This is a genomic window from Kitasatospora sp. NBC_01287 (assembly GCF_026340565.1).
GTDB lineage: Bacteria > Actinomycetota > Actinomycetes > Streptomycetales > Streptomycetaceae > Kitasatospora.
The window spans coordinates 7,550,034-7,575,088 of the sequence record NZ_JAPEPB010000001.1 but is presented as its reverse complement, the minus strand read 5'-3'; the positions used below and the strand labels follow the sequence as shown (position 1 = coordinate 7,575,088).

At 72.5% G+C, this 25,055-nt stretch carries 24 protein-coding genes and 1 pseudogene; 17 read left to right on the top strand and 8 right to left on the bottom strand.

Going from position 1 to position 25,055, the window contains the following annotated elements:
* The first annotated feature begins 147 nt into the window (after positions 1-147).
* The 7 genes and pseudogenes from ccrA (at position 148) to OG455_RS32995 (ending at position 6,168) form a co-directional block, all read left to right on the top strand.
* Positions 148-1,506 (top strand): crotonyl-CoA carboxylase/reductase, encoded by a 1,359-nt coding sequence (gene ccrA, locus OG455_RS33020; protein WP_266299957.1) that lies wholly within the window; start codon positions 148-150, stop codon positions 1,504-1,506.
* The gene (locus tag OG455_RS33015; protein ID WP_266299956.1) at positions 1,503-2,669 is read left to right on the top strand and encodes a beta-ketoacyl-ACP synthase 3; all 1,167 of its coding nucleotides are present in this window, start codon (positions 1,503-1,505) and stop codon (positions 2,667-2,669) included. The genes ccrA and OG455_RS33015 overlap by 4 nt, the downstream gene beginning before the upstream one ends.
* Positions 2,666-4,426, top strand: coding sequence for a 3-hydroxyacyl-CoA dehydrogenase family protein (locus tag OG455_RS33010; protein ID WP_266299955.1), 1,761 nt, complete (start codon positions 2,666-2,668; stop codon positions 4,424-4,426). Before OG455_RS33015 ends, OG455_RS33010 begins: the two co-directional genes overlap by 4 nt.
* A 161-nt stretch (positions 4,427-4,587) precedes the next feature.
* Entirely contained in the window at positions 4,588-4,815 is a 228-nt protein-coding gene (locus OG455_RS33005; protein WP_266299954.1) for a hypothetical protein, read from the top strand.
* A complete protein-coding gene (locus OG455_RS33000) occupies positions 4,793-5,311 on the top strand; it encodes a DUF6879 family protein (RefSeq protein ID WP_266299953.1) in 519 nt (172 codons plus the stop codon). Before OG455_RS33005 ends, OG455_RS33000 begins: the two co-directional genes overlap by 23 nt.
* 5 nt (positions 5,312-5,316) lie before the next feature.
* Positions 5,317-5,520, top strand: a pseudogene (locus tag OG455_RS42145) (helix-turn-helix domain-containing protein); the annotation flags it as partial.
* Between the two features lie 3 nt (positions 5,521-5,523).
* Complete coding sequence (locus tag OG455_RS32995) at positions 5,524-6,168, top strand: DUF5753 domain-containing protein (protein ID WP_323185656.1); 645 nt, start codon at positions 5,524-5,526, stop codon at positions 6,166-6,168.
* 191 nt (positions 6,169-6,359) lie between these two features.
* Here OG455_RS32995 and OG455_RS32990 read toward each other — a convergent pair whose 3' ends face one another.
* Positions 6,360-7,064 (bottom strand): TetR/AcrR family transcriptional regulator, encoded by a 705-nt coding sequence (locus OG455_RS32990; RefSeq protein ID WP_266299951.1) that lies wholly within the window; start codon positions 7,062-7,064, stop codon positions 6,360-6,362.
* 224 nt (positions 7,065-7,288) lie between these two features.
* Here OG455_RS32990 and OG455_RS32985 point away from each other — a divergent pair, with 224 nt between their 5' ends.
* The 6 genes from OG455_RS32985 (at position 7,289) to OG455_RS32960 (ending at position 15,389) form a co-directional block, all read left to right on the top strand.
* Positions 7,289-8,752 carry an MFS transporter gene (locus OG455_RS32985; protein ID WP_266299950.1) on the top strand — a complete coding sequence of 488 codons (1,464 nt, stop codon included), beginning with the start codon at positions 7,289-7,291 and terminating at the stop codon, positions 8,750-8,752.
* Between the two features lie 154 nt (positions 8,753-8,906).
* Entirely contained in the window at positions 8,907-9,242 is a 336-nt protein-coding gene (locus OG455_RS32980; RefSeq protein ID WP_266299949.1) for a hypothetical protein, read from the top strand.
* A 163-nt stretch (positions 9,243-9,405) separates the two neighbouring features.
* Positions 9,406-11,256, top strand: a complete 1,851-nt coding sequence (locus OG455_RS32975; RefSeq protein WP_266299948.1) for an RNA ligase family protein — start codon at positions 9,406-9,408, stop codon at positions 11,254-11,256.
* Complete coding sequence (locus tag OG455_RS32970; protein ID WP_266299947.1) at positions 11,256-14,312, top strand: poly(A) polymerase; 3,057 nt, start codon at positions 11,256-11,258, stop codon at positions 14,310-14,312. Before OG455_RS32975 ends, OG455_RS32970 begins: the two co-directional genes overlap by 1 nt.
* 64 nt (positions 14,313-14,376) lie before the next feature.
* Positions 14,377-15,120 (top strand): dienelactone hydrolase family protein, encoded by a 744-nt coding sequence (locus OG455_RS32965; RefSeq protein WP_266299946.1) that lies wholly within the window; start codon positions 14,377-14,379, stop codon positions 15,118-15,120.
* 2 nt (positions 15,121-15,122) lie between these two features.
* Complete coding sequence (locus OG455_RS32960; RefSeq protein WP_266299945.1) at positions 15,123-15,389, top strand: DUF6295 family protein; 267 nt, start codon at positions 15,123-15,125, stop codon at positions 15,387-15,389.
* 94 nt (positions 15,390-15,483) lie between these two features.
* Here OG455_RS32960 and OG455_RS32955 read toward each other — a convergent pair whose 3' ends face one another.
* The 3 genes from OG455_RS32955 to OG455_RS32945 all read right to left on the bottom strand — a co-directional run bounded on the left by OG455_RS32955 (position 15,484) and on the right by OG455_RS32945 (position 18,345).
* Positions 15,484-17,115: a glycosyltransferase 87 family protein gene (locus OG455_RS32955; protein ID WP_266299944.1), complete on the bottom strand. Its 1,632-nt coding sequence runs from the start codon at positions 17,113-17,115 to the stop codon at positions 15,484-15,486.
* 472 nt (positions 17,116-17,587) lie between these two features.
* On the bottom strand, positions 17,588-17,881 hold the full coding sequence (locus OG455_RS32950) for a hypothetical protein (protein ID WP_266299943.1): 294 nt from the start codon (positions 17,879-17,881) through the stop codon (positions 17,588-17,590).
* A 29-nt stretch (positions 17,882-17,910) separates the two neighbouring features.
* Complete coding sequence (locus OG455_RS32945; RefSeq protein WP_266299942.1) at positions 17,911-18,345, bottom strand: ATP-binding protein; 435 nt, start codon at positions 18,343-18,345, stop codon at positions 17,911-17,913.
* Between the two features lie 294 nt (positions 18,346-18,639).
* Between OG455_RS32945 and OG455_RS32940 the strand changes: the two genes are divergently transcribed.
* Genes OG455_RS32940 through OG455_RS32930 form a run of 3 tightly spaced genes read left to right on the top strand, consistent with a single transcriptional unit; the run spans position 18,640 to position 19,983 of the window.
* A complete protein-coding gene (locus tag OG455_RS32940) occupies positions 18,640-19,521 on the top strand; it encodes a helix-turn-helix transcriptional regulator (RefSeq protein ID WP_266299941.1) in 882 nt (293 codons plus the stop codon).
* Positions 19,508-19,720, top strand: coding sequence for a DUF397 domain-containing protein (locus tag OG455_RS32935; RefSeq protein WP_266299940.1), 213 nt, complete (start codon positions 19,508-19,510; stop codon positions 19,718-19,720). The genes OG455_RS32940 and OG455_RS32935 overlap by 14 nt, the downstream gene beginning before the upstream one ends.
* 44 nt (positions 19,721-19,764) lie before the next feature.
* Positions 19,765-19,983: a DUF397 domain-containing protein gene (locus tag OG455_RS32930; protein ID WP_266299939.1), complete on the top strand. Its 219-nt coding sequence runs from the start codon at positions 19,765-19,767 to the stop codon at positions 19,981-19,983.
* A 185-nt stretch (positions 19,984-20,168) separates the two neighbouring features.
* Here OG455_RS32930 and OG455_RS32925 read toward each other — a convergent pair whose 3' ends face one another.
* The 4 genes from OG455_RS32925 to speB all read right to left on the bottom strand — a co-directional run bounded on the left by OG455_RS32925 (position 20,169) and on the right by speB (position 23,943).
* Entirely contained in the window at positions 20,169-20,462 is a 294-nt protein-coding gene (locus tag OG455_RS32925; protein ID WP_266299938.1) for a DUF1330 domain-containing protein, read from the bottom strand.
* A gap of 129 nt (positions 20,463-20,591) precedes the next feature.
* Positions 20,592-22,046, bottom strand: a complete 1,455-nt coding sequence (locus OG455_RS32920; protein ID WP_266299937.1) for an MFS transporter — start codon at positions 22,044-22,046, stop codon at positions 20,592-20,594.
* Positions 22,047-22,072: 26 nt separating this feature from the next.
* A complete protein-coding gene (locus OG455_RS32915) occupies positions 22,073-22,531 on the bottom strand; it encodes a MarR family winged helix-turn-helix transcriptional regulator (RefSeq protein WP_266299936.1) in 459 nt (152 codons plus the stop codon).
* A 272-nt stretch (positions 22,532-22,803) separates the two neighbouring features.
* The gene (gene speB, locus OG455_RS32910) at positions 22,804-23,943 is read right to left on the bottom strand and encodes an agmatinase (protein WP_266299935.1); all 1,140 of its coding nucleotides are present in this window, start codon (positions 23,941-23,943) and stop codon (positions 22,804-22,806) included.
* A 599-nt stretch (positions 23,944-24,542) separates the two neighbouring features.
* Between speB and OG455_RS32905 the strand changes: the two genes are divergently transcribed.
* A complete protein-coding gene (locus OG455_RS32905; protein WP_266301047.1) occupies positions 24,543-25,022 on the top strand; it encodes a DinB family protein in 480 nt (159 codons plus the stop codon).
* Positions 25,023-25,055: the final 33 nt, after the last annotated feature.

Genomic DNA, 25,055 nt, shown 5'->3' with positions numbered 1-25,055 from the left:
CCCGCCCTGCCCCGCACCACACCCGCCCCGCACCGGCTCCGCCCTGAACCGGCTCCGACCCGAGCCGGCTCCGACCCGCAGGGGCCCTGACCCACACCGGTCTGTCCGCACGCACTCCGGTCTGCCTGCCCGACTCGAAGGGGTCCCATGCAAGAGATCATCAGCGCCGCCCTCGCCGCGGACGCCGACGCCAAGGACTTCGCCGCCCTCGCGGTGCCCGAGTCCTACCGCGCGGCCGTCCTGCGCAAGGAGGAGGCCGACATGTTCGAGGGGATGGCGAGCGCGGACAAGGACCCCTCGAAAGCCCTGCACCTGCAGGAGGTGCCCACGCCCGAGCCGGAGGCCGGCGAGGTGCTGGTGGCGGTGATGGCCAGCGCGGTGAACTACAACACCGTCTGGTCCTCGATCTTCGAGCCGGTCTCCACCTTCGGCTTCCTGGAGCGCTACGGCCGCTCCGGCCCGTCCGGCGCCCGGCACGACCTGCCCTACCACGTGGTCGGCTCGGACCTCGCGGGCGTGGTGCTGCGCACCGGGCCCGGCGTGCGGCGCTGGAAGCCGGGCGACAAGGTGGTCGCGCACTGCCTCTCGGTCGAGTTGGAGAGCCCCGACGGCCACGACGACACGATGATGGACCCGGAGCAGCGGATCTGGGGCTTCGAGACCAACTTCGGCGGCCTGGCCGAACTCTCGCTGGTGAAGGCCAACCAGCTGATGCCCAAGCCCGCCCACCTGACCTGGGAGGAGGCCGCCTGCTCGGGACTGGTCAACTCCACCGCCTACCGCCAGCTGGTCTCCCGCAACGGCGCGGGGATGAAGCAGGGCGACAACGTGCTGATCTGGGGCGCCAGCGGGGGCCTGGGCTCCTACGCCACCCAGTACGCGCTGGCCGGCGGCGCCACCCCGATCTGCGTGGTCTCCAGCCCGCAGAAGGCCGAGATCTGCCGGAAGATGGGCGCCGAGGCGATCATCGACCGCGGCGCCGAGGGCTACAAGTTCTGGCGGGACGAGCGCACCCAGGACCCGCGCGAGTGGAAGCGCCTGGGCGGGCGGATCCGCGAGCTGACCGGCGGCGAGGACGTGGACATCGTCTTCGAGCACCCCGGCCGCGAGACCTTCGGCGCCAGCGTCTACGTGACCCGCAAGGGCGGCACCATCGTCACCTGCGCCTCCACCTCGGGCTACATGCACCAGTACGACAACCGCTACCTGTGGATGTCGCTCAAGCGGATCGTCGGCTCGCACTTCGCCAACTACCGCGAGGCCTGGGAGGCCAACCGCCTGATCGCCAAGGGCAAGATCCACCCCACCCTGTCGGCCGTCTTCCCGCTGGAGCAGACCGGCGCGGCCGCCCGCGAGGTGCAGCTGAACCGGCACAGCGGCAAGGTCGGCGTGCTCGCCCTGGTGCCGCGCGAGGGCCTGGGCGTGGACGACCCCGAGCTGCGCGAGCGCCACCTGCCGGCCATCAACCGCTTCCGGACCGCGGAGCAGCCCGCGGAGCCGTCGTGACCGGGGCGGCCGGGGCAGCCGGGGGCGACGGCGCCTCCCGCGCGGTCGGCATCCTCGGCACCGGCTCCTACCTGCCCGCCGACGCGGTCTCCAACCGGGTGGTGGCGGAGCGCGCCGGCGTCACCGAGGAGTGGATCCTGCGCAAGACCGGGATCCGCGAACGGCGTTACGCCGCCGAGTCCGAGGCCACCTCCGACCTCGCGCTGGAGGCCGCCAGGGCCGCGCTGGCCCACGCCGGGATCAGCGCCGAGCAGCTCTCGCTGATCGTGGTCGCCACCTCCACCCCCGACCACCCGCAGCCCGCCACCGCCTGCCTGGTGCAGCACCGCCTCGGTGCCACCGGCGCCGCCGCCTTCGACCTCAACGCGGTCTGCAGCGGCTTCGTCTTCGCACTGGCCACCGCGGCCCGGCTGCTGCCGGAGCCGGACGGCACGGTGCGCGGCCACGCCCTGGTGATCGGCGCCGACACCTACTCGCGGATCATCGACCGCACCGACCGCCGCACCGCCGTGCTCTTCGGCGACGGCGCCGGCGCCGTGGTGCTCGGCCCGGTCCGCGCCGGGCTGGGCCTGATCGGCACCGACCTGAGAAGCCACGGCGACCAGCACGAGCTGATCCGGGTCGAGGCCGGCGGCAGCCGGCTGCCCGCCTCCGAGAAGACCCTCGCCGAGGGGCAGCACTGGTTCAGCATGTCCGGGCGGGCGGTGCGCGACTTCGTGGCCGCCGAACTGCCGCGCGCCGTGGACCGGATCCTCGACCGGCACGGCCTGCACCCCTCCGCGGTCGACCACTTCGTGCCGCACCAGGCCAACGGCGTGCTGCTGGGTGAGATCCTGCCGGACCTGGGCCTGAGCCTGGCCCACATCCACCTGAACGTCGCCGAGCACGGCAACACCAGCGCCGCCTCCATCCCGCTCGCGCTGGACACGGCGCACCGGGCCGGCGCCCTGCGCGACCGCGACCTGCTGCTGCTGGCCGGCTTCGGGGGCGGCATGACGGTGGGCACCGCCCTGCTGCGCTGGGACGCCCAGGCGGCCCCGGCCGCCCGCAAGGCCCACGTGGGCACCGGTGCCCACGCCACCACCGGTGCCCGCGCCGGCACCAGTGCTCGCGCTGCCCACCCGAACGTCCCGAAGGCCTCCCGAAAGGACGGCGCGGCATGACCGCAGCCCCACACCCCCTCGGCACCGCCGCCCCGCTCCCGCTGGGCACCGCCGCCGTCATCGGCCTGGGCACGGTCGGCTCCGCGCTGGCCCGCGCGCTGGCCCGGGCCGGCGCCGCCGTCATCGCCGTCGAGCCCACCGCCCAGCTGCTGACGGAGGCCCGGGCCCGCACCCTGGAGGGACTCGACGACCCGTCGGCCCAGATCCGGATCAGCTTCAGCACCCACCTGGACGCCATCGCCGGGGCCGACTTCGTCCTGGAGGCCGTCCCCGAGCGCTTCGAGCTCAAGACCGAGCTGCTCCGGCGGGCCGACCAACTCTGCGGCCCCGACACCGTCTTCGCCACCACCACCGCCCGCTCGGTGACCCAGGTCGCCGCTGCCGGCGGCCGACTGCCCCGCACCGTGGGCCTGCACCCGGTGGGCCACGCCCCGGCGGGCGGCGCGATCGAGGTGGTCACCACCCCCGTCACCGAACCCGCCGTGCGCGCCTTCGCCGAGCAACTGGTGACCGCCCTGGGCCGCACCCCGATCGTCGGCTGCGACCGCCCCGGCTTCATCGGGCTCGGCCTGCTGATGACCTACCTGAACGGCGCGATCGGACTCTACGAGCGCCGCTACGCCTCCCGCGAGGACATCGACGCGGCGATGACCCTGGGCTGCGGCCTGCCGCTGGGCCCGCTCGCCCAGCTCGACCTGATCGGCCTGGACACCGTCCTCGACACCCTGACCGGCCTGCACGAACTGACCGGCGAGGCCCGGTTCCTGCCGCCGCCGCTGCTGGAGCACATGGTCACCGCCGGCCTGCTCGGCGTGAAGTCCGGGCGCGGCTTCCACCACTACCCGGCCGCCACCGCCACCGGCTCCACCGCCCCTGGCACCGCGCCGGGCGGCACGGCGGTCGTGCCCCGCCCGGTGCGGCGGGTCGGCATCATCGGCTCGGGCACCATGGCCACCGGCATCGCCGAGGTCTTCGCCCGCTCCGGCTTCGACACCGTCCTGGTCGCCCGCACCGAGGTGCGCGCCAAGACCGCCCTGGACCGGGTGGCCGCCTCGCTGGAGCGCGGCACCAAGCGCGGCAAGATCACCGCCGAGGCGGCCCGGGACGCCCTGGAACGCCTCACCGGCGCCGAGGACTTCGCGGCCGTGGCCGACTGCGACCTGGTGGTCGAGGCGGTCGCCGAGGAACTCCCGGTCAAGCGCGAGGTCTTCCGCCGCCTGGACCAGGTCTGCCGCCCGGGCGCCCTGCTCTCCACCACCACCTCCAGCCTCCCGGTGGTCGAGTGCGCGGCGGTCACCTCGCGCCCCGAATCCGTGCTCGGCCTGCACTTCTTCAACCCCGCCCCGGTGATGCGCCTGGTCGAGGTGGTCGGCACCGTGCTGACCGCCGACGACGCCCTGGCCACCGCCCACCAGCTCTGCGCCCGCCTCGGCAAGCACCCGGTCACCATCTCCGACCGGGCCGGCTTCATCGTCAACACCCTCCTCTTCCCCTACCTCAACGCCGCCGTCCGCCTCCTGGAGGAGCACCGCGCCACCCCCGAGCAGATCGACACCCTCATCACCGCCGGCTGCGGCTACCCCATGGGCCCGCTCACCCTGCTCGACGCCATCGGCCTGGACGTCTCCCTGCAGATCCAGCACAGCCTGCACACCGCCTTCCGCGACCCCGCCCTGGCCCCGGCCCGCCCGCTGGAACAGCTGGTCGGCGTGGGCCACCTGGGCCGCAAGACGGGCCGCGGCTTCCACAGCTACTGACGGCACCGCGTGCTCGGCGGGCCCGGCGGTGCGGACCGCCGGGCCCGCCGGGCCCGCCGGCCCGCCGAGCACGCAAGTTCGCGCAAGTCGGAAGCGCACCGGCAACGTGATGGTGCAGGCTTCCTCACAGCGATCGTCCATCGCACCGAGGAGGACTCATCATGGCGCTGCACGAGCTCGGCAAGGACCCCGAGAGCAAGAACAACGGCTCGCCGACCCTGTACTACGACGACCAGTCGGACAACTACGTGATCCAGGGCTGGAAGGTATTGGACGAACAGCGCCTGTCACAGCTGGATCTGCCTGCCCACGAGACGGTGGTCGAGTTTCCCAAGCGCATGATGCGGTTCTTTCCGGAGGTGAACGATGGCCTCGGAGAAGACGTTTGAGCAGCTGTTCCGTGCAGCCGAGCAGTCCGCGGTGCACCTGGAGATGCGCGACGGATACATGCTGGATGATCCGTCGTTCATCGCCTGGCAGCAGGACGGGCGGCTCGTTCTGGACGACGAGGAAAGCCGGTGGTGGCGCCGACTCGTTCGCGACGCGGTGGCTCGCGGCGTCGAGGTCCGGCGGGCTCGGATCGTCTCCGAGCCCCTGAGCGCCTACACACGCTTCGAGTACGACAGCACCAGCGACCACAATGCCGCCGCCGGCGAGCAGGTGCGCTGGCTACCGCGCCGTCAGGCTACCGACCTCGCGCTGCCCGGAAACGACTTCTGGCTGTTCGACGCCACGATCCTGCTGGCCAACCACTTCACCGGCAACGGGGAGTGGGTCGACACCCAGACCATCACCGATCCCGTCGTCGTGAAACACTGCGCGGCAGCGTTCTTGTCCGTCTGGGAGCGCGCCGTCCCCCACGAGGACTACCGACCTGCCGAGTAAGACAGATGTCTCCCCACTCACCGTCGTCAAGCGTCGAGGAAGCACGCCTTGCCCTCGGTCAGCGACTCGACGGCATCCGACGGGATGCCGGCCTCTCAGCGCGGACACTTGCTGCCCGCGCTGGTTGGCACGAGTCCAAGTGCTCGCGAATCCGAAACGGAAAGACGCTGCCCTCCGAGGCCGACATCAGGGCATGGACGCTTCACTGCGGAGTGCCCGACCAGGCCGGAGATCTGATTGCGACAGCCCGTGGCGTTGAAGGGATGTACGTCGAGTGGCGCAGGCGGACACGCACCGGCCTGCGCCACGTGCAGCAGGCTGTCGTACCACTGTACGAACGAACTCGGCATTTCCGGATCTACGAGCCAGGAGTCATCCCGGGACTACTTCAGACACCGGCCTATGCCATCTCGCTCATGGGAGCGATCGTCGCGTTCCAGCGGATCCCCGACGACACCGAGGCGGCGGTCGCCGCCCGCATCGAGCGCCAGCGGGTGCTTCGCCAAGGCACGCACACATTCGCCGTCCTTCTTGAGGAGTCCGCTCTCAGGGCACAGGTCGCAGATCCCGAGGTGATGGCCGGCCAGCTCGGACACCTGCTGCAAGCAGCCTCCCTGCCGAGCGTCAGCCTTGGGATCATCTCTCAGTCAACACGTCGCACAATGTGGCCGGTTGAGGGATTCTGGATCTTCGACAGCGAGCGAGTCCTGGTGGAGCTTGTCACCGCGGAGGTGACAGTGACGCAACCTCGCGAGATCGAGCTGTACTCACGCACATTCGCGAAACTGGCCGGATTGGCCGTCCACGGCGCAGGCGCTCGCGCTCTGATCACCGCAGCCATCGCCGCGCTCGGGTGAATGCGGATCACCTGCCTCAGCGCAGGCCGACGGCCGGTGGTTCGGCACTGGTGCCGTCCTCGGAGACGATGATGAACCGGTTGCCGCCCGAGACCGGGATAGCCACCGGCAGGTACGACCGGCCGCCGCACCGACGGCGATCGCGTTGGTCCTCGCTCGCCCCGCACCGCTCACCCCTCACCGCTCACCCCTCACCGCTCGATGTACGTCTCCAGCCCCCGCAGGAAGACGTCGAGCTTGAACTCGAAGCGGTCGTCGCCGTCGCCGGTGACCAGCGTCTGCGCCATCTCCTTGAAGAGCGGGAACCGCTCCTCGGGGAGCTGGGCGAAGTAGTCCCTGACCCCCTCGAAGTACCCCTCGATGCCCACGCCCGACGCGAACTTCGCGGTGTACACCGAGGCTTCGTAGGCGTCGGTGTCGACCAGCTGGCCCAGACCGTCCAGCGCCCACGCGGCCACCTGTCGCGGGATGTCGACGGAGAGCATCAGGGCGAGCATGAACTCCGAGATCCGCAGCTTGTTGGGGCCCAGATGGATGCCGCCGAGCGAGACCACGGCGATGTCCCGGTGCGCGGTGTAGACCCGCTGCGCCTCCCGGCAGATCTCCTTGATCTGCTCCTTCCACCGCTCGGGCTCCGGGCGGGCGGGGAGCCGGATCTCGCCGGAGATCCGTTCCAGCATCAGCTCCAGCAGCTCGTCCTTGTTGGACACGTGCGCGTAGAGCGAGGCGGGGCCGGTGCCGAGCTCCTGGGCGACACGGCGCATCGTCAGGCCTTCCAGGCCCTCGCGGTCGAGCACCGCGATGCCGGCCTCGACGATGGCCTCGGGCGTGAGCGGCTGGCGGGTGTCGGCCTTGCGCGCCTTGTGCCACGGGATCGCGGGCATCTCCGAGGTCACGGGCGGCTCCTTTCGCGTCCCATCGCCTTCACGTCCGAATCGTCATTCACGTCTTCACGTCTTCACGTCTTCAACGTCCGATCGCCGACGCCCGGCTCTCCGGACGTCGACGATCATCGTAACCGAGGACGAACAATGTTCGGAACCACGAATGCTGTTTGACAGAACAGCGATCGAGTCCGTAGAACGTTGTTCGTCCGCTCTTCGCACCGTCTGGAGACTCCATGACCGACACACCCGCGCCCTACCGATGGCGATGGGCGGCGCTGTTCGTGATCCTCGCCGCCGAGGTCATGGACCTCCTCGATTCGCTGGTCACCAACATCGCCGCCCCCTCCATCCGCGCCGACATCGGCGGCGGCGAGACCACCATCCAGTGGCTGGGTGCCGCCTACACCCTCGCCATGGCGATCGGCCTGCTCACCGGCGGCCGGCTCGGCGACATCGTCGGCCGGCGCCGGATGTTCCTGATCGGCGCCGTCGGCTTCACCCTCGGCTCGATCGGCTGCAGCCTCGCCCAGGGGCCCGACCAGCTGATCGCCGCCCGCGTCTGCCAGGGCCTGCTGGGCGCGGTCATGCTGCCGCAGGGCCTCGGCATGCTCAAGGAGATCTTCTCCGAGAAGGAGCAGGCCGCCGCGTTCGGCATGTTCGGGCCGGTCATGGGCCTGTCCACGGTCGGCGGCCCGATCCTGGCCGGTTGGCTGGTCACCGCGAACCTGTTCGGCACCGGCTGGCGGATGATCTTCCTGATCAACATCCCGCTCGGCCTCTTCGCGATCATCGGCGGCCTGGTCTTCCTGCCGGAGTGGAAGAGCGGGCGCACCATCCGCCTCGACCTGGTCGGGGCGCTGCTGGCCGCGGCGGGCTCGGCCCTGATGGTCTTCCCGCTGGTGCAGGGCCGCGAACACGGCTGGCCCGCCTGGGCGTTCGCCCTGATCGCCCTCTCGATCGCCGTCTTCGCCGCCTTCGGCTGGTACGAGGCCCGGCGCAGCCGCGGCGGCGGCGACCCGCTGGTGGAGCCCAGCCTGTTCGCCAAGCGCGGCTTCAGCGGCGGCATGGTGCTCGGCCTGCTGTTCTTCTCCGCGATGACCGGCTTCTGGCTGACCTTCAGCCTCTACACCCAGATCGGCCTGCACTACTCGCCCCTCAAGGCGGGCCTGACCGGCATCCCGTCCTCGGTGGGCATGGTGGTGGCCTTCATCGCCTCGCAGGCCCTGGAGCGCTTCGGCCGCAGGGTCATGCACGCCGGCCTGCTGATGATGGCGCTCGGCGTGGGCGGCATCATGCTCACCCTGCAGCTGGCCGGCGCGGCCGTCACCCCCTGGCAGCTGGTCCCGGCCCTGGCGGTCACCGGGCTCGGCATGGGCCTGGTGATGGCCCCGTTCTTCAACACCGTGCTCGCCTCGGTGGAGCCGCACGAGACCGGCTCCGCCTCCGGCACCCTGACCGCGGTGCAGCAGTTCGGCGCCGCCCTGGGCGCCGCGATCCTCGGCACGGTCTTCTTCCAGCAGGTGAAGTCCGGTGACTTCCGGCACGCCGAGCAGGTCACCCTGGGCACCGAACTCGTCATGATGGCAGCGGTGTTCCTCGCGGTCTTCCTGCTCCCCCGGCACGCCAGGCCGCAGAGCGACGTGGTGGCGGGCGGCGACGTCCCCGCCGACGCCCCCGCAGCCGAGGTCAACGCCTGACTCATCCCGGGCGCCGGCCGCCGCAGTGGCGCCACTTCCCCGCGGCCGACTTCCCCACGGTCGCGGGGAAGCCGGCGCTCGGGCCGGACCGAGCCGCGGCCGGCGCTCGGCTCCAAGTTGGCGCCCGCACATACCGCAACCCCGCGAGGCCGACATGACCTTCACCACCGAGGAGTACCTCGACGAGCTCTCCTACCTGAACGACTACGTTCGCGACGACTGGCTCGGGTTCTCGGTGATCACGGGCTCCGCGGCGAAACTGCTCGGTGACGAGTACTCGCGCCCGGCGGAGCGGGAGTTGTGCCTGCGGCTGATCCGCGATCTGCTGAGCGAGGGTGCCCGGGCGGGGGATCTGAGCGCGGATCCGGACCACCCGTTCCTGCCGTGGGAGTCGGATGCCGCCGGTTCGCTGACCCGGATCCGGGCGGAGCTGGAAGCGTTGGGGAAGTCGCCCGATTCCGGGGACGTCTGCTGGTTCTCGGCGGACTGACCGGCCGTGCGGCTCCTGAAGGCCGCTCTCCCGGCGCGCCGCGCCCTCCGCCGAGCCCGGGAACCGGAACTGGTCCGGCCCGCCCGTTAATTCGATGGCTCCCCGCCCCGGCGCCTACCTACAGTGAGCGGATCGACCACTGACTGCCGGGAGCGGATCCATCATGCGCGTGCACTATCCCCGCACGCCGCATCTGCCCTGGTCGCCCGGCGCGACGGCGGACGACCTGCGGAGCAGTGAGCTGTCCGGCCTGCGCGGCCGCGAGGTGGTGGTCACCGAGAAGCTCGACGGCGAGAACACCACGCTCTACCGCGACGGCCTGCACGCCCGCTCGCCGGACTCCGCGCACCATCCGTCCCGGGCCTGGGTGAAGGGCCTGCAGGGGCGGCTCGGGCCGGCGATCCCGCCGGACTGGCGGGTCTGCGGCGAGAACCTCTTCGCCCGGCACTCGCTCGCCTACCAGGAGCTGGCGGGGTACTTCTACGGCTTCTCGGTCTGGGACGAGCGGGACCGCTGCCTGGACTGGGACGCGACCGTCCGCTTCCTGCACCGCGGCGGCGTGCCGACGCCCCGGGTGCTCTGGCGCGGGGTCTTCGACGAACGGGCGCTGCGTGCGCTGCGGGTGGACCCGGCGCGCGAGGAGGGGTTCGTCGTCCGCGCCGTCGAGGGCTTCGCCCGCGCGGAGTTCGGGCAGCGGGTGGCCAAGTGGGTGCGCCCGCACCACGTGCGGACCGACACCCACTGGATGCACGCCGCCGTCGTGCCCAACGGCCTCGGGCCGGCCGCCGAGCTGTGGGCGGTGCGCTCCGGCGCCGCGCCCGACCTGCCCCGGCTGCTGGCCGCGCTGGGGCTGCCGCCGGGCCCGGAACACGAGCAGCCGGCCGCCGGGGTCACGGAAGCCGCCGAGGCAGCAGCCACCCGCGTCACGGAAGCCGCCGAAGCCCTCGACCTGCTCGGCCGCACCGGTGACGCCCGGCTGGCCGGCGTCCTCGCCACCGCGCTGCACGGCACCCGCCGGGCCTGGCTTGCACCCCGGCTGGCCGGGCCGCTCGGCCTGCCGCTGGCGCGCCGGATCGCCGACCTGGTCGGCCTGCACCCGGCCCTGCACCGCCCGTACCCGGACGAGGACCGGCGCGCCGGGCTGGGCTCCCTCGCCCTGGCCGCCGATCTCGGGGTGCTGCACTCCGTGGCCCGCGCGGTGCTCGCCGGCCGCACCGACGGGGCGGCCGGCGAGGCCCGCGAGCAGGTCGACTGGTCCGCGCTGCACGCCCAGGAGGCCGGGCTCTGGGGCCCGGCGCCGTTCGCCCGGCTGAGGGCGGGCCTGCGCGCCGAGCTCGCCGGGCTCGACGCCGCGGCGGCCGACCGCTGCTGGGCGCAGGCCCGCACGGCCTGGGCGCGCGGGCGGCTCGGCACGGTGGAGGAGGCGGTGGCGGCGACCTGGCGCTGGCGCTCCGCCGAGTTCCCGCGGCTGATCCAGCTGGTCGGCCCGTCCGGCAGCGGCAAGAGCACCTTCGCGGCCGCGCTGCCGGACATCGACGCCCGGATCTCGCTGGACGACCTGCGCGAGGCTCGCGGCGAGAGGGCCGACCAGCGCGCCAACCAGGACGTGCTGCGCGAGGGGCTGGACCGGCTGGACACCGCGCTGGCCGCGGGCGGCACCGTGGTCTGGGACGCCACCTCGCTCAGCCAGCAGCAGCGCTCGCTGGTGCACACGGTCGCCCAGCGCCGCGACGCCCTGCTCACCCACGCGGTGGCGCTGGTCGACGAGGCGGAGCTGACCGCGCGCAACGCGCGCCGGGCGCACCCGGTGCCGGCCGCGGTGCTGGGCGCCCAGCTGCACCGGTTCGGCCCGCCCTACCCAGGCCAGGCGCACCGCACCTGGTACCTGGGCGCGAGCGGCACGGTCGAGGACTCCGACGGCGGCCTTGGCAGGTCCGGCAGCGATCCCGGCAGCGGTCCCGGCAGCGGTCCGGGCAGCACCGATGGCACCCTGGTCGGGGAGGACGACGACTGATGCGCACCAGCGAGGAGATCTACCACCGGGTCCGCTGGGACCCGCAGTTCGACCCGGCCAGGTTCGTGCTCGGGGTGGCCAGGCGCGAGGCCGCGCCGAAGCGGATCCCGCTGCCCGCCTTCGTGCCGGGCGGCGAGGTGCCCTGGCACCGGGTGCTCTTCATCGAGGCGGACGACGAGGTGCTCTGGGACCGGGCCACCGGCGTGGACCGGATCGACTCCTCGACGGCCGGGCGGGTGCGCGAGCCGCGCCGGCTGCGGGCGCCGTTCTTCACCGCGCGGACCCCGCACGGCTGGCGGCCCGGTGAGGGGTGGCGCCCCGGCGGCGGCCCGGCGGCGGCCGACGGCCTCTCAGGCACCAGGCCCGGCCCCGCCCTGCGGGTGCTCACCTGGAACACCCTCTGGGACCGCTACGACAGCGAGCGGCTGAGCACCGCGCGGCGCCGCCCGCTGCTGCTGGCGGCCCTGGCGGCGGCGGACGCCGACGTCATCGCGCTGCAGGAGGTGGAGCCCGCGCTGCTCGCGCTGCTGCTGGCCACTCCTTGGGTGCGGGCGGCGTACGCGCTGGGAGGCGATCCGGGCGGCCGGGACGTCGAGGAGAGCGGCCTGCTGCTGCTCAGCCGACTGCCCGTGCGGGAGGCGGGCTACCACCTGCTCGGGCCGCACAAGGCCGTCGCCGCGATCACCGTGCGCGGGGCGGGTGGACCGGTCGTGGTCGCCGCCACCCACCTCAGCAGCGACCACTCGGAGCGCGGCGCGGACCGGCGGCGGGCCGAACTCGCCCGGCTGGCACACGGGTTGGCGGGGATCGAGGGTGAGCTCGTGCTGGTCGGCGACTTCAACGACAGCACCGACACCCCCGCCACCGCCCTCGGGTTGCGGGACGCCTGGACCAGCGTGCACGGCCCGGCCGACCGGACGCCCACCTTCGACCCCCTCGCCAACCCGCTGGCCGCCGTCTCCTCGCTGACCGGGCGGGCCGGCCGGCTGGACCGGGTGCTGCTGCGGCCCGGCACGCTCGGCGCCACCGGGGCCGCGCTGCTCGGCGACGAGCCGACGGCGGACGGGCTCTTCGTGTCGGACCACTACGGCGTGGCCGCCGACCTGAGCCCGCGCGGGTCCGAGCCGGGCGCCGAGCAGCGCGAGCAGCGCGAGCCGCACAAGGTGCACGAGCCTCACAAGCCGCACGAGCCGCGCGACGTGCTCGACCTCGCGCCGACCGCCCGCACCGCCGTGGCCTGGCTTCCCCCCGCCGAACTACGGCCCGTGATCGATGAGTTGCGGCAGCGGTACGACCCGCAGGTACGGCGCTGGCCCCCGCACGTCAACCTGCTCTTCGGCTTCGTGCCGGAGTCCGCGTTCGAGCGCGCGGCCCCGCTGCTGGCCATGGCGGCCGCCGGGATCGCGCCCTTCACGGCCCGTCTGGAGGGCGTGCACACCTTCGGCCACCGCGAGGACGCCACCGTCTGGCTCGACCCGGCCGCGCACGGCGAGGCACCCTGGGCCGCGCTGCACCAGGCCCTGACCGCCCGGTTCCCGCGCTGCCAGGGCCGCGCCGAAGGGTTCACCCCGCACCTGTCCCTGGGGCGCGTCGCGGATCCGCAGCCCGTCGCCGCCGCCTGCGCCGCCCGCCTGCGGGGTGCCTCGGCGCCGGTCGGCGAACTGGTCCTGCTCTCCCGCCGGGGCGACGAGCCGATGCGGGTGCGGGCCACGGTGCAACTGGGCACCGGAGCGGTGCGCTGGGCCACCGAGGACGCCGGGCCGGCGCCGGCATCCGAGGTCGGTGACCCCACCGACTCCACCGACTCCACCGACTCCACCAGCCTCGCCGAGCAGGTCGCCGGGCTCCTCGCGGCCGCGTTCCCCGAGGGCGTCGTGCACACCGTCGGCTCCCGCCGGACGGGCTGCGCGCTGCCCGGCGCCGATCTGGACCTGGTGGCCGCGCTGCCGGGTGCGGTGGCACCGGCCGAAGTCCGTGCCCGGGTGGCGGCCGCACTGCCCGGGGCAACCCGGCTGCGCCAGGTGATCGGCGCCCGGGTGCCCGGCCTGCGACTGCGGGTCGGCGCCCTCGGTGGCGCACTCGACGGCGTGCTCGATGGCGCGCTCGATGTCGACCTGGCCGTGGTCGCCACCGGCGGGCTCGCCCCCGCCGAAGCGGTGCGGCGGCGGGCCGAGTTGGGCGAGGCGGCGGCGATCGCGCTGAGCGGCGTCAGCGACGCGGACGCGGTGCGCGCGGCCGTCGGCGACCGGCACGCCGAATTCGTCCGGCTCGCGCGGCAGGTGAAGGCGTGGGCCAAGGCGCGCGGCCTGGACTCGGCCCCGTTCGGCGGCCTGCCCGGGCTCGCCTGGTCGGTCCTGGCGGCGCGGACGGTCCGCGGAGCCGACGACCTCTCGGAGGGCGCCCTGCTCCGCCGGTTCTTCGCCGACTGGGCAGCCTGGGACTGGCGCGAGCCGGTCGGCCTGCAGCCCGGCGCCCCGCCCCGGACCGTGCCGGCTCCCCCGGCTCCCCCGGCTCCCCTGACCGTCCTGACCCCCAGTCACCCGGTCCGCAGCTGCACCGCGCAGGTCGGCCCCGGCACCGCCGACCTGCTCTCCCAGGAGCTCTACCGCACCTGGGAGCGGCTGACGGACGCGCCCGACCCGCAGCCCGACCCGCGGCCCGACCCATGGCCCGAACTGCTCGCGCCACCACCCCTGCACCACCGCCACGCCGCCTGGGCGGTGCTGACGGTCCGCCAGATCCCCGCGGAGGACTTCGCCACCACCCTCGGCCGCACCCGTGGCCGGCTCCGCGCCCTGCTCACCCTCCTCACCGAGGCGGACGCCCCGGAGGCCCACGCCTGGCCCCGCCCGTTCGAGTCGGTCCCACCCGACCCCGGCCCGCTCGACTCCACCCCGAACGACCTCGCCCCGGCCCTGGTCCGCTACGCCATCGGCCTGGGCCCCACCCCGCCGGACCGCGACCGCCTCGCCGCCCGCACCGAGCACTGGACCAGGCACCTGCCCGGCACCACCCTCACCTGGGCCGAGGGCGGCGCGGTCCCGACACTGCGCTGAGCCCACTCCGACGCAGTGCCGAACGGGACAATTCGCCTTCGCGCAGCCGTGGTATAGCTGACGCATGAGTGATTCCCTGACCGCCTCCACCGTCAAGTTCGCCGGCCACGGCGGCGATGAGATCGAGGCCTACCTCGTCCGCCCGGAAGGGGCGAGTCCCCGCGGCGGCGTCGTGATCATCCACCACATGCCCGGGTACGACCGGGCCACCAAGGAGATGGTCCGCCGCTTCGCCGAGCTGGGCTTCGACGCGATCTGCCCCAACCTGTACTTCCGCGAGGCCCCGGGCGCCGCGCCGGACGACGCGGCCGCGACGGTGCGCGCCGGCGGCGGCGTGCCGGACGAGCGCCTGGTCGGCGACGTCGCCGCCGCGGCCGCCCACCTGCGCGCGCTGCCCGGCGCCAACGGGAAGATCGGCGTGATCGGCCACTGCTCGGGCGGCCGCCAGGCCGTGCTGGCGGCCTGCCACCTGGACCTCGACGCCGTGGTGGACTGCTACGGCGCCTTCGTCACCGGCACGCCGCCGGAGAACTTCCCGCTGAAGGTCACCAACCTGGTCGACCAGTTGCCGCGGCTGCGCGCCCCGCTGCTCGGCCTGTTCGGCGCCGAGGACAAGTTCCCCGGCCCGGAGCAGGTGGCCGAGCTGGAGCAGATCCTCACCGAGCACGGCAAGGACTTCACCTTCCACACCTACCCGGACGCCGGCCACGCCTTCTTCGCGGTGGACCGCCCGGCCTACAACGTGGCGGCCGCCAATGACGGTTGGGAGCGCATCGCCGCCTTCTTCGGCTCGCACCTGGAGGCCTGAGCATGTGCACCTACCTGACCGTCCAGGACCAGATCGACGGCAGCGCCAAGGGGCCCGGCGGCGCCTGGCTGCACGTCACCGACCTGGCGGTGTACTTCGACCACCCGGTGCACGCGATGGCCGAGCACACGGTCAACATCGACCTCAGCGACCCGGCCAAGGGACCCTCGGCGCGGGTCGCGCTGGAGCTGACGGCGCAGTCGGCCCGCGCGCTGGTGGCCGCCATCCAGGAGGCACTGGCGGCGGCGCCCCCGGAGCTGACGGTCTGAGGACCCGCCGCGCCCGGCCGGCCCGAACCGGCCGGGCGCGGCAGCCGCCAGTTGTCAGCCGCCGGCGCCAGCACCAGCACCCGCTTCGCCGAACTCAGCTGGCCGGCCGCTCCAACCGGCCGCCCGCCCCGTCCCCCGCACCGGTCCAGCTCGGCCGCCGCCCGCGCCGGCGCCGCCGGATCCGCAGCCCGGACACCACCAGCACCACCCCCACCAGCAGCAGTTGCGCGTCCGGCACCAGCCGGTAGGCGATCTGCAGCACCAGGTCGTAGAGCCAGTTCGGGCGCAGCACGTGCGCCAGCCCCGGGTCGTACACCAGGGTCAGCAGCGCGGTGTGCGCGAGCAGCACCCAGTCCAGCCAGGAGCGCACCACCATCGCCACCAGCACCCAGGCGACCGCGTCGTACCAGGGGCGCACGTAGGCCGAGCCCAGCAGGTAGGCCAGCACCACGGCCAGCGCCGGGGCCGCCGCCAGCCGCGCCGGGTCGCTGCCCTCGGGCGGGTCCAGCGCGGCCAGCAGCGCCACGGCCAGCACCAGGACCGCGACCACCTCCAGCACCGTCGTGGCCTGCGCCACCCGGGCGGCGCCGACCACGGGGGCCAGCACGGTGCGCTGCAGCATCGCCCAGGGCGTGCCGTCGGCGGCCTGGTCGCTGACCGCCCGGGCGTTGCTGACCGCGAGGGGGGTGAACGCGTAAGCGGCCACCAGCGGCACCGCCCCGGCCGCGACGGCCAGGGCCAGACCGCGCCGGTCGTGCCGCAGCCGCCAGGCGAGCGGGAGGGCGAAGATCCCGGTGGTCAGCTTGATCGCGGACCCGGCCGCGATCGCCAGCGCGGCCGCGACCCCCGAACGCCGCAGCGCCCAGAAGCCGACCACCACGCAGAACGCGCAGAGCGTGTCCACGTGCGGGCCGACCACCAGGTTCCAGAGCAGCACCGGGTTGAGCGTCCAGAGCAGTTGGGAGCGCGCCCGGCGCGCCGGATCGGGGCCGGCCAACCGCAGCAGCAGGGCTCCGGTGGCGAGGAAGGCCGCGCCGCCGAGCAGCGAGAGCAGCCAGACGGTGCGCAGCATCGAGGCGCCACCGAGCACCGAGGCCGCCCACTCGGTGACCGTGGCCAATGGGCCGTAGACGGAGGGCGTGTGCAGCCAGGGCTCGGCGGTCGACAGCTTGCCGACCGGGTCGCCGGTCTGCGCAAGGCCGGCCGGCGTCAGCTGGTAGGGGTTGTGGCCGAGCGCCTCGATCCGGCCGTAGGCGGCGTAGTTGAGCGGATCGGTGGTCCCGGCCGGCGGCACGCAGAGCAGCGCCAGCACCGCGAGGGCCCCGGCGGCCAGCAGCCGCCCTGGGCGCGGAGCCCAACCGCGCCGCACCGCGAGCAGCCCGGCCGCCACCGCCACGGTACCCAGGCCCAGCACGGCCGCGACCAGCACCCAGACCAGCAGGTCCGAGGGATGCCCGTCGACGAACCACGGCGGCAGGTCACCACCGCGCCGCCCGAAGACCGGCTCCACGGCGGACGGTCCGAGCGCGGCCGCCGCCACGGCGAGCAGCACGCACACCCCGCTCGCCAGCAGCGCGCCGACGCCGAGCCCGCGCCCGCGCGGCTCACCGCCGCGCCGGTGGCGCCCGTGGGCTGCCGAACGGGCGGAACGGGTGGATCGGGTGGAACGGGCCGACCGGGCGGGCTCGCTGGCCCATGTCGGGTAGTGCGGAACTCGTGCGGGCACGCCGATGACCCTCGACCTTCGTCCCAGCGGGCAGGAAGCAGGAAGAGGGTCCCACAGGCGGATTGGCACACCTGCACGAGGCCCCGATCGCTCGGGGGACGATCGGAGCCTCGCCGACGCTGTGCTGTGGTGCGCTGTGCTGTGGACGCCGTGCCGTGCCATGCCGGGCTAGCGGACCGGGCGCCAGTACTCGGGCAGTTCATCGGAGCGGACCAGGCGCTCGCCTCTTGGGGGGACGAGCCAGGCAAACAGCTTCTTGAGCATCATGACCTCCTTTCATCGCGAACATGTCATAAACATGGCTACACCATGTGCCCGCTCCGATCCACCGAGTGAAGTCCCGACCGCCGGGTTCCGGCCATTCTTTGGCCGAGCAGGCCCACTTGCCCTCCACCCGCACCAACCGTCCGCCCGCCACGACCAGCCGGCCGGCCCACGTCATGTACGTCGCCGACCAGTTGACCGAACCCGACTACTCCGCCGACCCCAAAGCCCTCGCCGAACTGCCGCAGTCCGCACAGTCCGGCCGCACCCACAGCCTGTGCGGCCCGTCCGGCAGGACGAACGTCAGACCGACCGCCCCGTCGCACTCCAGACGCTCCGTCATATACGCCACCGCCCCGGGCCGCGCGAGCATCAGCTCGAACGCACAGTAGTTGGCGTTGTCCAGCGGCAGCAGCTTCATCGCCCCCCAGGCCGCCGCGAGCGCGTCCGCCAACTCGGCGAACCACGCCGGCGGCGCCACCCCGGTCAACTCCACCGTCACAGGGCCGATCCCCCGTCCGGGTCCCACGGCTACCTCACCGCCGGGTCGGGGGCGCACGAGCACCACACGCGCTTGCCGACACCGATCCCGTCACGCGGGCCCCAACCCCACTTCTCGGCCAGCGTGTCGACCAGTTGCAGCCCACGACCCGACTCCTCCTCGGCCGTGACCCGCAACTGCGGCGGCACACCGGAGGCGTCCTCCACCGAGATCCACAGCAACTCCCCGTCCACCTCCAGCCCGACCCGGATCAACTGCCCCCGCCTGGTCCCGTGCACGAGCGCGTTGGTCACCAGCTCACTCAGCAGCAACTCCCCGGTCCCGACGAACCGCTCACCATCCCGGACGGTACGAAGGAAGGCCCGCAGCACGCGTCGAGCACGAGCGGGGGCCTGCGGACTGCGGGTGAGCCAGCAGTGGTCCTGGTCGGTGGGGGACGGCGGACTGTCGATCGATTCAGGCATGGCGAAGCTCCGTTGCGGCATGGCTGATGCAAGGGCCGGGCGCAGCAGGGCGCCCTGGTGACGGCCGGGATCGGACATGGGAATGCCCGGTGACGAACCGTCAAGATCACGGTGCGCTGTGGCAGTTGCCACTCCCCGTAGTCTGCTCCTGACGTAGCGCAATCTGCAAGACTTCATTTCGATGTCCCAGAATGAAGTAATTCGAACAAATGAAGCTCATTGCGAAGCGAACACGGCAGTGCTTTCATTTCGGATGCCGAGAGTGCTTCATACTGAGGCAGGGAAGGGGTGACCATGGCGGAAGGCCCGACAGGATCAACCGTGCCGCGACGGCAGCTCGGGCGGTACCTTCGCGATCTACGCAACAGGTCGCGGCTCACAGTGAGGGCAGCGGCACGCCAACTGGAGTGGTCGGAGGCGAAGATGTGGCGAATCGAGACCGGTCAGACCTCGCTCCGCAGCCTCGACGTCGAGGCCATGTGCAAGGTCTACGGCGCGCCGGCGGATCTCACCGAGGCACTGATGGGCCTGGCGAAGGAGACGAAGGCGCGCGGCTGGTGGCACTCCTACGGCGACGTGATTCCCGAAGGATTCGACCTCTACATCGGCCTGGAGGAAGCGGCATCACAGATCGACTGGTACGAGAGTGAGTTGATCCCCGGGCTGCTGCAGACCGAGGACTACGCCCGCACGATCATCCGTGCGGACAACCCCGATGAGGCCGAGGACGAGATCGAGCGCCGCGCTCGCTTGCGGACGGCCCGTCAGGTCATCCTCACCCGCGCCACCGAGGCGCCGACGCTGCGCGTGGCGCTGAGCGAAGCCGTACTCAGGCGCCCGGTGGGCACACCGGCCGTGATGGCCACTCAGCTGCTCCATCTGGTGGAGGCCTCCGGGTTGATCCAGATCAGGGTCGTGCCGTTCACGGCGGGCCTGCACCTCGGCGTCATGTCCGGCCCGTTCACCATCCTGCGCTTCCCCCGCAACCCGGACGGCAGCGAGACCGAGCCTCCGACCGTCTATGCGGACGGTTACACGGGCGACCTCTACCTGGACAAGTCCCGTGAAGTTGAACGCTACGACAAGGCGTTCAGCAACATCTGGGAGACAGCACTCAACGAGCAGGCGTCAAAAGATCTGATCTCCGAAGTGGCAGGGAGCTATGGAAAGCTTTGATTCAACGGACGTGAACTGGTTCAAGTCCAGCCACAGTAACGGTCAATCAAACTGCGTAGAAATCGCATTCCTGACCAACAAGGCCGTCCCCGTCCGCGACAGCAAGGACCCTGCCGGCCCCGCCCTCATCTTCCCCACCCCCGCCTGGCACTCCTTCATCGCAGGCGTACAACTGGGCACCCTCCCCATCGAGTTCTGACACAGCCGCAAGCCAGAGGAACAGAGGCAGATGAAATGGAACGCATGTACATCGAGGTAGCCTCAGCCGCCGATCTCGCATGGCAGAAGTCGTCGTTCAGCAACGCCGAAAGCAACTGCGTGGAGGCTGCCGTCCACATTGACCGGGCTACCGCCGTGCGCGATTCGAAGGACCCCCACGGCCCCGCCCTCATCTTCCCCACCCCCGCCTGGCACTCCTTCATCGCAGGCATCCAACAGGGCACCCTCCCCACCCACCCCTGAAGCACCCGCCCCCGGCGGCCCCGAGCGCACGCCGCGCCCGGGGCCGCCGCGCCTTCCCCTCGCCGGTCTGGCACATCACCGGCGATGCCACTGGCCTGACGCCGTTCGCGACGGTGCGGCGCGCTGACGAGCCGGGGTGATCCCCGCAGTCGGCTTCGTGTTCGTCGCCGACGCGGCATCGGTCGTCAGTCGAGGCCTTCGATGATGCGGAAGTCGCGCTCGACGCCGTCGGCAAGTGTGGCCAGCGCCTCCTGGTAGGCCGCACTCGCGCGGGCGGCGACCGCCTGTTCGAAGCTGTCGAACTCGATCAGAATGGTGCGCTCGGCGATTCCGGCGTCGTGTACGGCGACCCGGCTGCCGCGGGTGAGCAGCCGCCCGCCCGCGGCCCTGACGGCTGGACCGGCCAACTTGTCGTAGGCGGCCAGCTTCTCGGGGTCCGCAATGGTGCGGTAGACGCTGACCCAGTAGCCCTTGGCCACGGTACCTCCTGTGTTCGGAATTGATGCTCAGAAGCATGCTCAGGTCAGAAGCATGCTCAGATCCATGGTCATCGCGCTGTGGGTCAGCGGGCCGACGGAGACGGCGTCGAAGTCGGACGGCTTCGATCCTCAGCTCCCGGTTCGACTCGACCGGTCCAGGCCCGGCACATCGACCGGGGCTGTGATCGGATTGGTCTCGGGTGAGCGTCGGCGGGCGAGGGCGAGGCCGGCCGTCGTGGTGATCGCCATCGCGGCGACGCCGACCAGCGCCGCGGTCGTGTAGGCGTCGTCGTTCGGGAAGAGGCGGCCCGTGGCGGTGCCGGCGGCCAGGACCAGACCGCCGATGGCGCTGCCCAGGGAGTACCCGACGCTGCGGACGACGTAGTTGAAGCTCATGGCGCTCGACGTCTCGCTCTTGGGGGTGACGGCCAGGATGACGCCGGGCATGGCGGCCGAGAAGCTGCCGACGCCGAAGCCCAGCACGCCCATGGCCGCGAGCAGTTCGGCCAGGTTGGACCGGGCGGTGGCGAACAGGACGAACCCGCCGCCGACGATGGCGGCGCTGCCGGCCAGGAGCAGGGGGCCGTCGATCCGCGTCCGGACCCGCGGCGTGAGCTTGCCGGCGACGAACCCCAGCACGGAGAACGGGATGAGGACCAGCCCCGCCACGAAGGTGGTCAGTCCGAAGCCGTAGCCGGCGCTGTGCGGCGTCTGCGCGTAGCGGGTGATGAGCGTGAGCAGGAGGTACATGCCGCTCCCGCCGACGAACATGGCGATGTTCGCCCCGGCGACCGCCGGGTGCCGTACCGCCCGGACGTCGACCAGGGGCGTCCTGCTGCGCAGTTCGGAAACGGTCCAGACGCAGAGCAGGAGTACGGCGGCGACGGCAAGGGTCACCGCCACGGCGAGGTGTCGGCTCCACAGGCTCCTCTCGCCGGCCAGGAACAGGACGAGGAGCAGTCCACCCGCCAGGACGAGCGCACCGGCCACGTTCACGTGAGCGGAGCGGCCTTCGGGAGCCGCGGGCATGGAGCGCCACGCGGTCACGAAGGCGATGGCGGTGACGAGCAGGCCGAGGCCGTAGGCGGCCCGCAGTCCGCCGAACTCGGCGAGCAGCGCGGCCAGCGGGTAGCCGACGCCGGCTCCGATGATGGAGACCACCGAGATCAGGGCGATCGTGGCCGCGCTGCGCTCCTCGGGAAGATGGTCGCGGGCCACGCCCATCATCAGCGCCGTGAGGCCGAGTCCGACGCCTTGGGCCGCTCTGCCGACGAGCAGCCAGGCGAACGGCAGCGGCAGCACGGTGAGCGCGCTGCCGACGACGACGATCGCCAGCGTGGCGAGAACCGTGGCCCGCCGGTGCGGACCGGCTCCGAGCCGACCGAGGACGGGTGTGGCGACGGCGCCGCTGAGCAGGGCGATGGTCAGCGTCCACTGCGCGCTGTCGAGGGAGACGTGGAACGTGGTCGCCACGCTGGTGATGAGCGGCGTCCCGAGGCTGGCGACGGCCGCCACGACCAGGGCGATGAACATCAGGGCGGGGACCAGCGGACGTGCCTCGGAACGTATCAGGGCAGTGCTCATGGGCTGGTCATGAGTCTGGGCCGCGGTCACCGGTCCGACTCCTCTCGGGCGTGGCTGTCGAGCTCCGCCAGATGCAGCAGCGCCGGAAGGGCTGCTGCCAAGGCCTCGACCTCGTCACCGGTGAGTTCGTCGATCAACCGCGCGTACGCGTCGACGCCCGTCCGGCGTCGCGTCCGGACGTACGACGCGCCGGCCTCGGTCAGGCACACCAGCGTGACCCGCTTGTCGGACGGATCGCCCCTCCGCTCGACCAGCCCGGATTCCTCCATCACCCGGACCAGGACGGTCATCGCGGGCTGGGTGACGCCCTCGGCCACCGCCAGATCGGTGATCCGTCGCGGGCCGGTCTTGTCCAGGGTGGCCAAGGTGGCGGCGGACGTCAGGCTCATGTCGCGGGGAAGGCGTCTGACGGCCCTGGTGGCCAGGCCGTAGAGGGCTGACCCGATGGCATCGGAAGCGCCGTGCGCGGCGTCTCGGCGACTCATGCCTGAAGCATAACAGATTTATATGAATCCTTTATGCATCTCCGCCCGTTCAGCGCACCCGCACGCCGCACCCGACCGCCGACCGCCGCACGGGTAGCGGCTGATCGCCGCGCTCCGGCTCGGGGCCGATCCCGATCCCCACCGCGATGGGCCGCGCCATGAGCCTGACCCCGACCCAGTTCGACCAGGCCCGCACCCTGCTGCGCCTGCTCACCGCCAACGTCTCCGAGTAGCGCCCGCCCCGGCGCCGGCACCAGGGTGGGTCCCTCAGCTCAGTGGTCGTCGACGATTCCAGCCGCGCGGTCGCGGCGCTGCTCGGCCTCGGCGCGTTGGTCGGCGGTCAGGCGGGTGCCGAGATGGCCGTTCTCGACGAGCGTGGCGAGGGTGTCCATGATGACGCGGGCGCCGAGTTGGGAGGTGCAGTCGGCGACGTCGTAGGGCGGGGATATCTCCACCAGGTCCATGCCGATCAGCCCCTCCTGGGCGACCGTGCGCACGGCTTTCAGGGCTTCGCGAGGAGACATGCCGCCGGGTTCGGGGGTGCCGGTGCCGGGGGCGTAGCCGGGGTCGACGACGTCGATGTCGAAGGAGAGGTAGACGGCGGCGGCGTCCTTCCAGGCGATCTCCAGGGCGATCTCCATCGCGTGCGCGATGCCGAGTTCCTCGACGTCGAACATGGTGATGACGGTGGTGTCGCGCTCCTCGGCGACCTGGACTCCCGAGTGGTTGCCGATCCAGCCTCCGATGCCGATCTGGACCAGGTTGGCCGCGGGCACGTTCGGCAGGTCGGTGGCGTGGGACCAGTGCGTGGTGTGCATGCGCTCGTCCATGGTGGTGATGGCGGTGTCGATGTGCCGGTCGAAGTGGATGATCCCGAGCTTGCCGTCGACGTGTCCGGCCAGGGCTTTCGCGTCCGGGTAACCGATGCTGTGGTCGCCCCCGATGATGACGGGGAAGGCGCCGGTGTCCACGATGTGCGAGACCCCGAGGTCGACCTGGTCGAAGGTCTTCTCGATGTTGGCGGGGATCACGAAGATGTCACCGGCGTCGCCGATGGTGATCTCCTCCAGCAGGTCCATGCCGAGGTCGGGGCTGTAGGAGTCGTAGAGGGCCGAGATGCGCCGAACGGCCTGCGGGCCGAAGCGCGCACCGGGGCGGTAGGTGGTGCCCATGTCGAACGGGGCGCCCACCACGGCCACGTCGTAACGGCCGATGTCGCGGATGTTCTCCACGTAGGGCGACTTCAGGAAGGTCGTGGGGCCGGCGAACATCGGGTCCAGGCCCCGGGAGAAGAGTGAGATGTCGCGGTCCCTGACCGACCGCGCCGCCTCCAGGCCGAGGTCCAGGCCGCGCTCGACCAGTTCGCGCCGTCTGACCTCCGGCACGTCCTTGAGCCGGCGCCGGGCACGCATCCCGGACAGGCGCGCACGCTGGGCGTCGATCTCCCGCGACGCGTCGCCTCGATCCGCGCTTCGATCCGCGCCTCGGTCCGCACGCCCGGGACCGGGCCGCATCGGGTTGCGATGATGACGGTCATCCTCGGGATGCCAGTGGCTCATCGGGACCTCCTCGCACGTACCCCGAACTCGCCGGCCGTGCCCGCGGCGGATGCGTCCGGGCCCCGTCGCGTGGCGCGCCGTCGGGCCGAGTCGGGTGCAGCCCCCTGCGATCCACGCTATGCCTCCCGGCAGTGGTGGGCATCCCCGGTGCCGGCGGGGTCGGGGCAGCGGGCGGGGGCGGGCACGGGGGCGGCGACAGGAGCACGTGGTCCCGCGATTGAGGACAGGGACTGACCTAGATGCGATCTAGCCTGGTCATCGACCGACCGAGCAGTACAGAAGCCATGAGGGAGCGGACCACCATGCCCGACCACGTGCCGACGACCAACGAGCCGATCGACGCCGCAGCCGCCGTAGCCGCCGTAGCCGCCGCAGCTGCCGGAGACGCCGGAGCCGCCGCAGCTGCCGCAGACGTCCCGGACCCCTCGGGCGAACGTGCCGACCTGCTGGCGATGCTGGCCAAGCACCGGCAGTTCCTGCGCTTCACCACCCGCGACCTCACCGACGAGCAGGCCGGCCGGCGGACCACCGCCAGCGAGCTGTGCCTGGGCGGCCTGGTCAAGCACGTCACCTCGGTCGAGCGGGGCTGGGCGAACTTCATCGTGCGGGGCCCCTCGGCGGTGGGCGACTTCAGCACCATGACCGAGGCCGACTTCGCCCGCCGGGCCGACGAGTTCCGGCTGCTGCCCGGCGAGACGCTGGCCCGCGTGCTGGCCGACTACGCCGAGGTGGCCCGTCGCACCGACGAGCTGGTCGCCACCCTGCCCGACCTGAGCCTCACTCAGCCGCTGCCGAAGGCACCGTGGTTCGAGCCGGGTGGGCGGTGGTCGGCGCGCCGGGTACTGATGCACATCATCGCCGAGACCGCTCAGCACGCGGGCCACGCCGACATCATCCGCGAAAGCCTGGACGGCGCCAAGAGCATGGGCTGACGGGGCAGGGCGGGGGCGGGGCTGCCTGCCTGC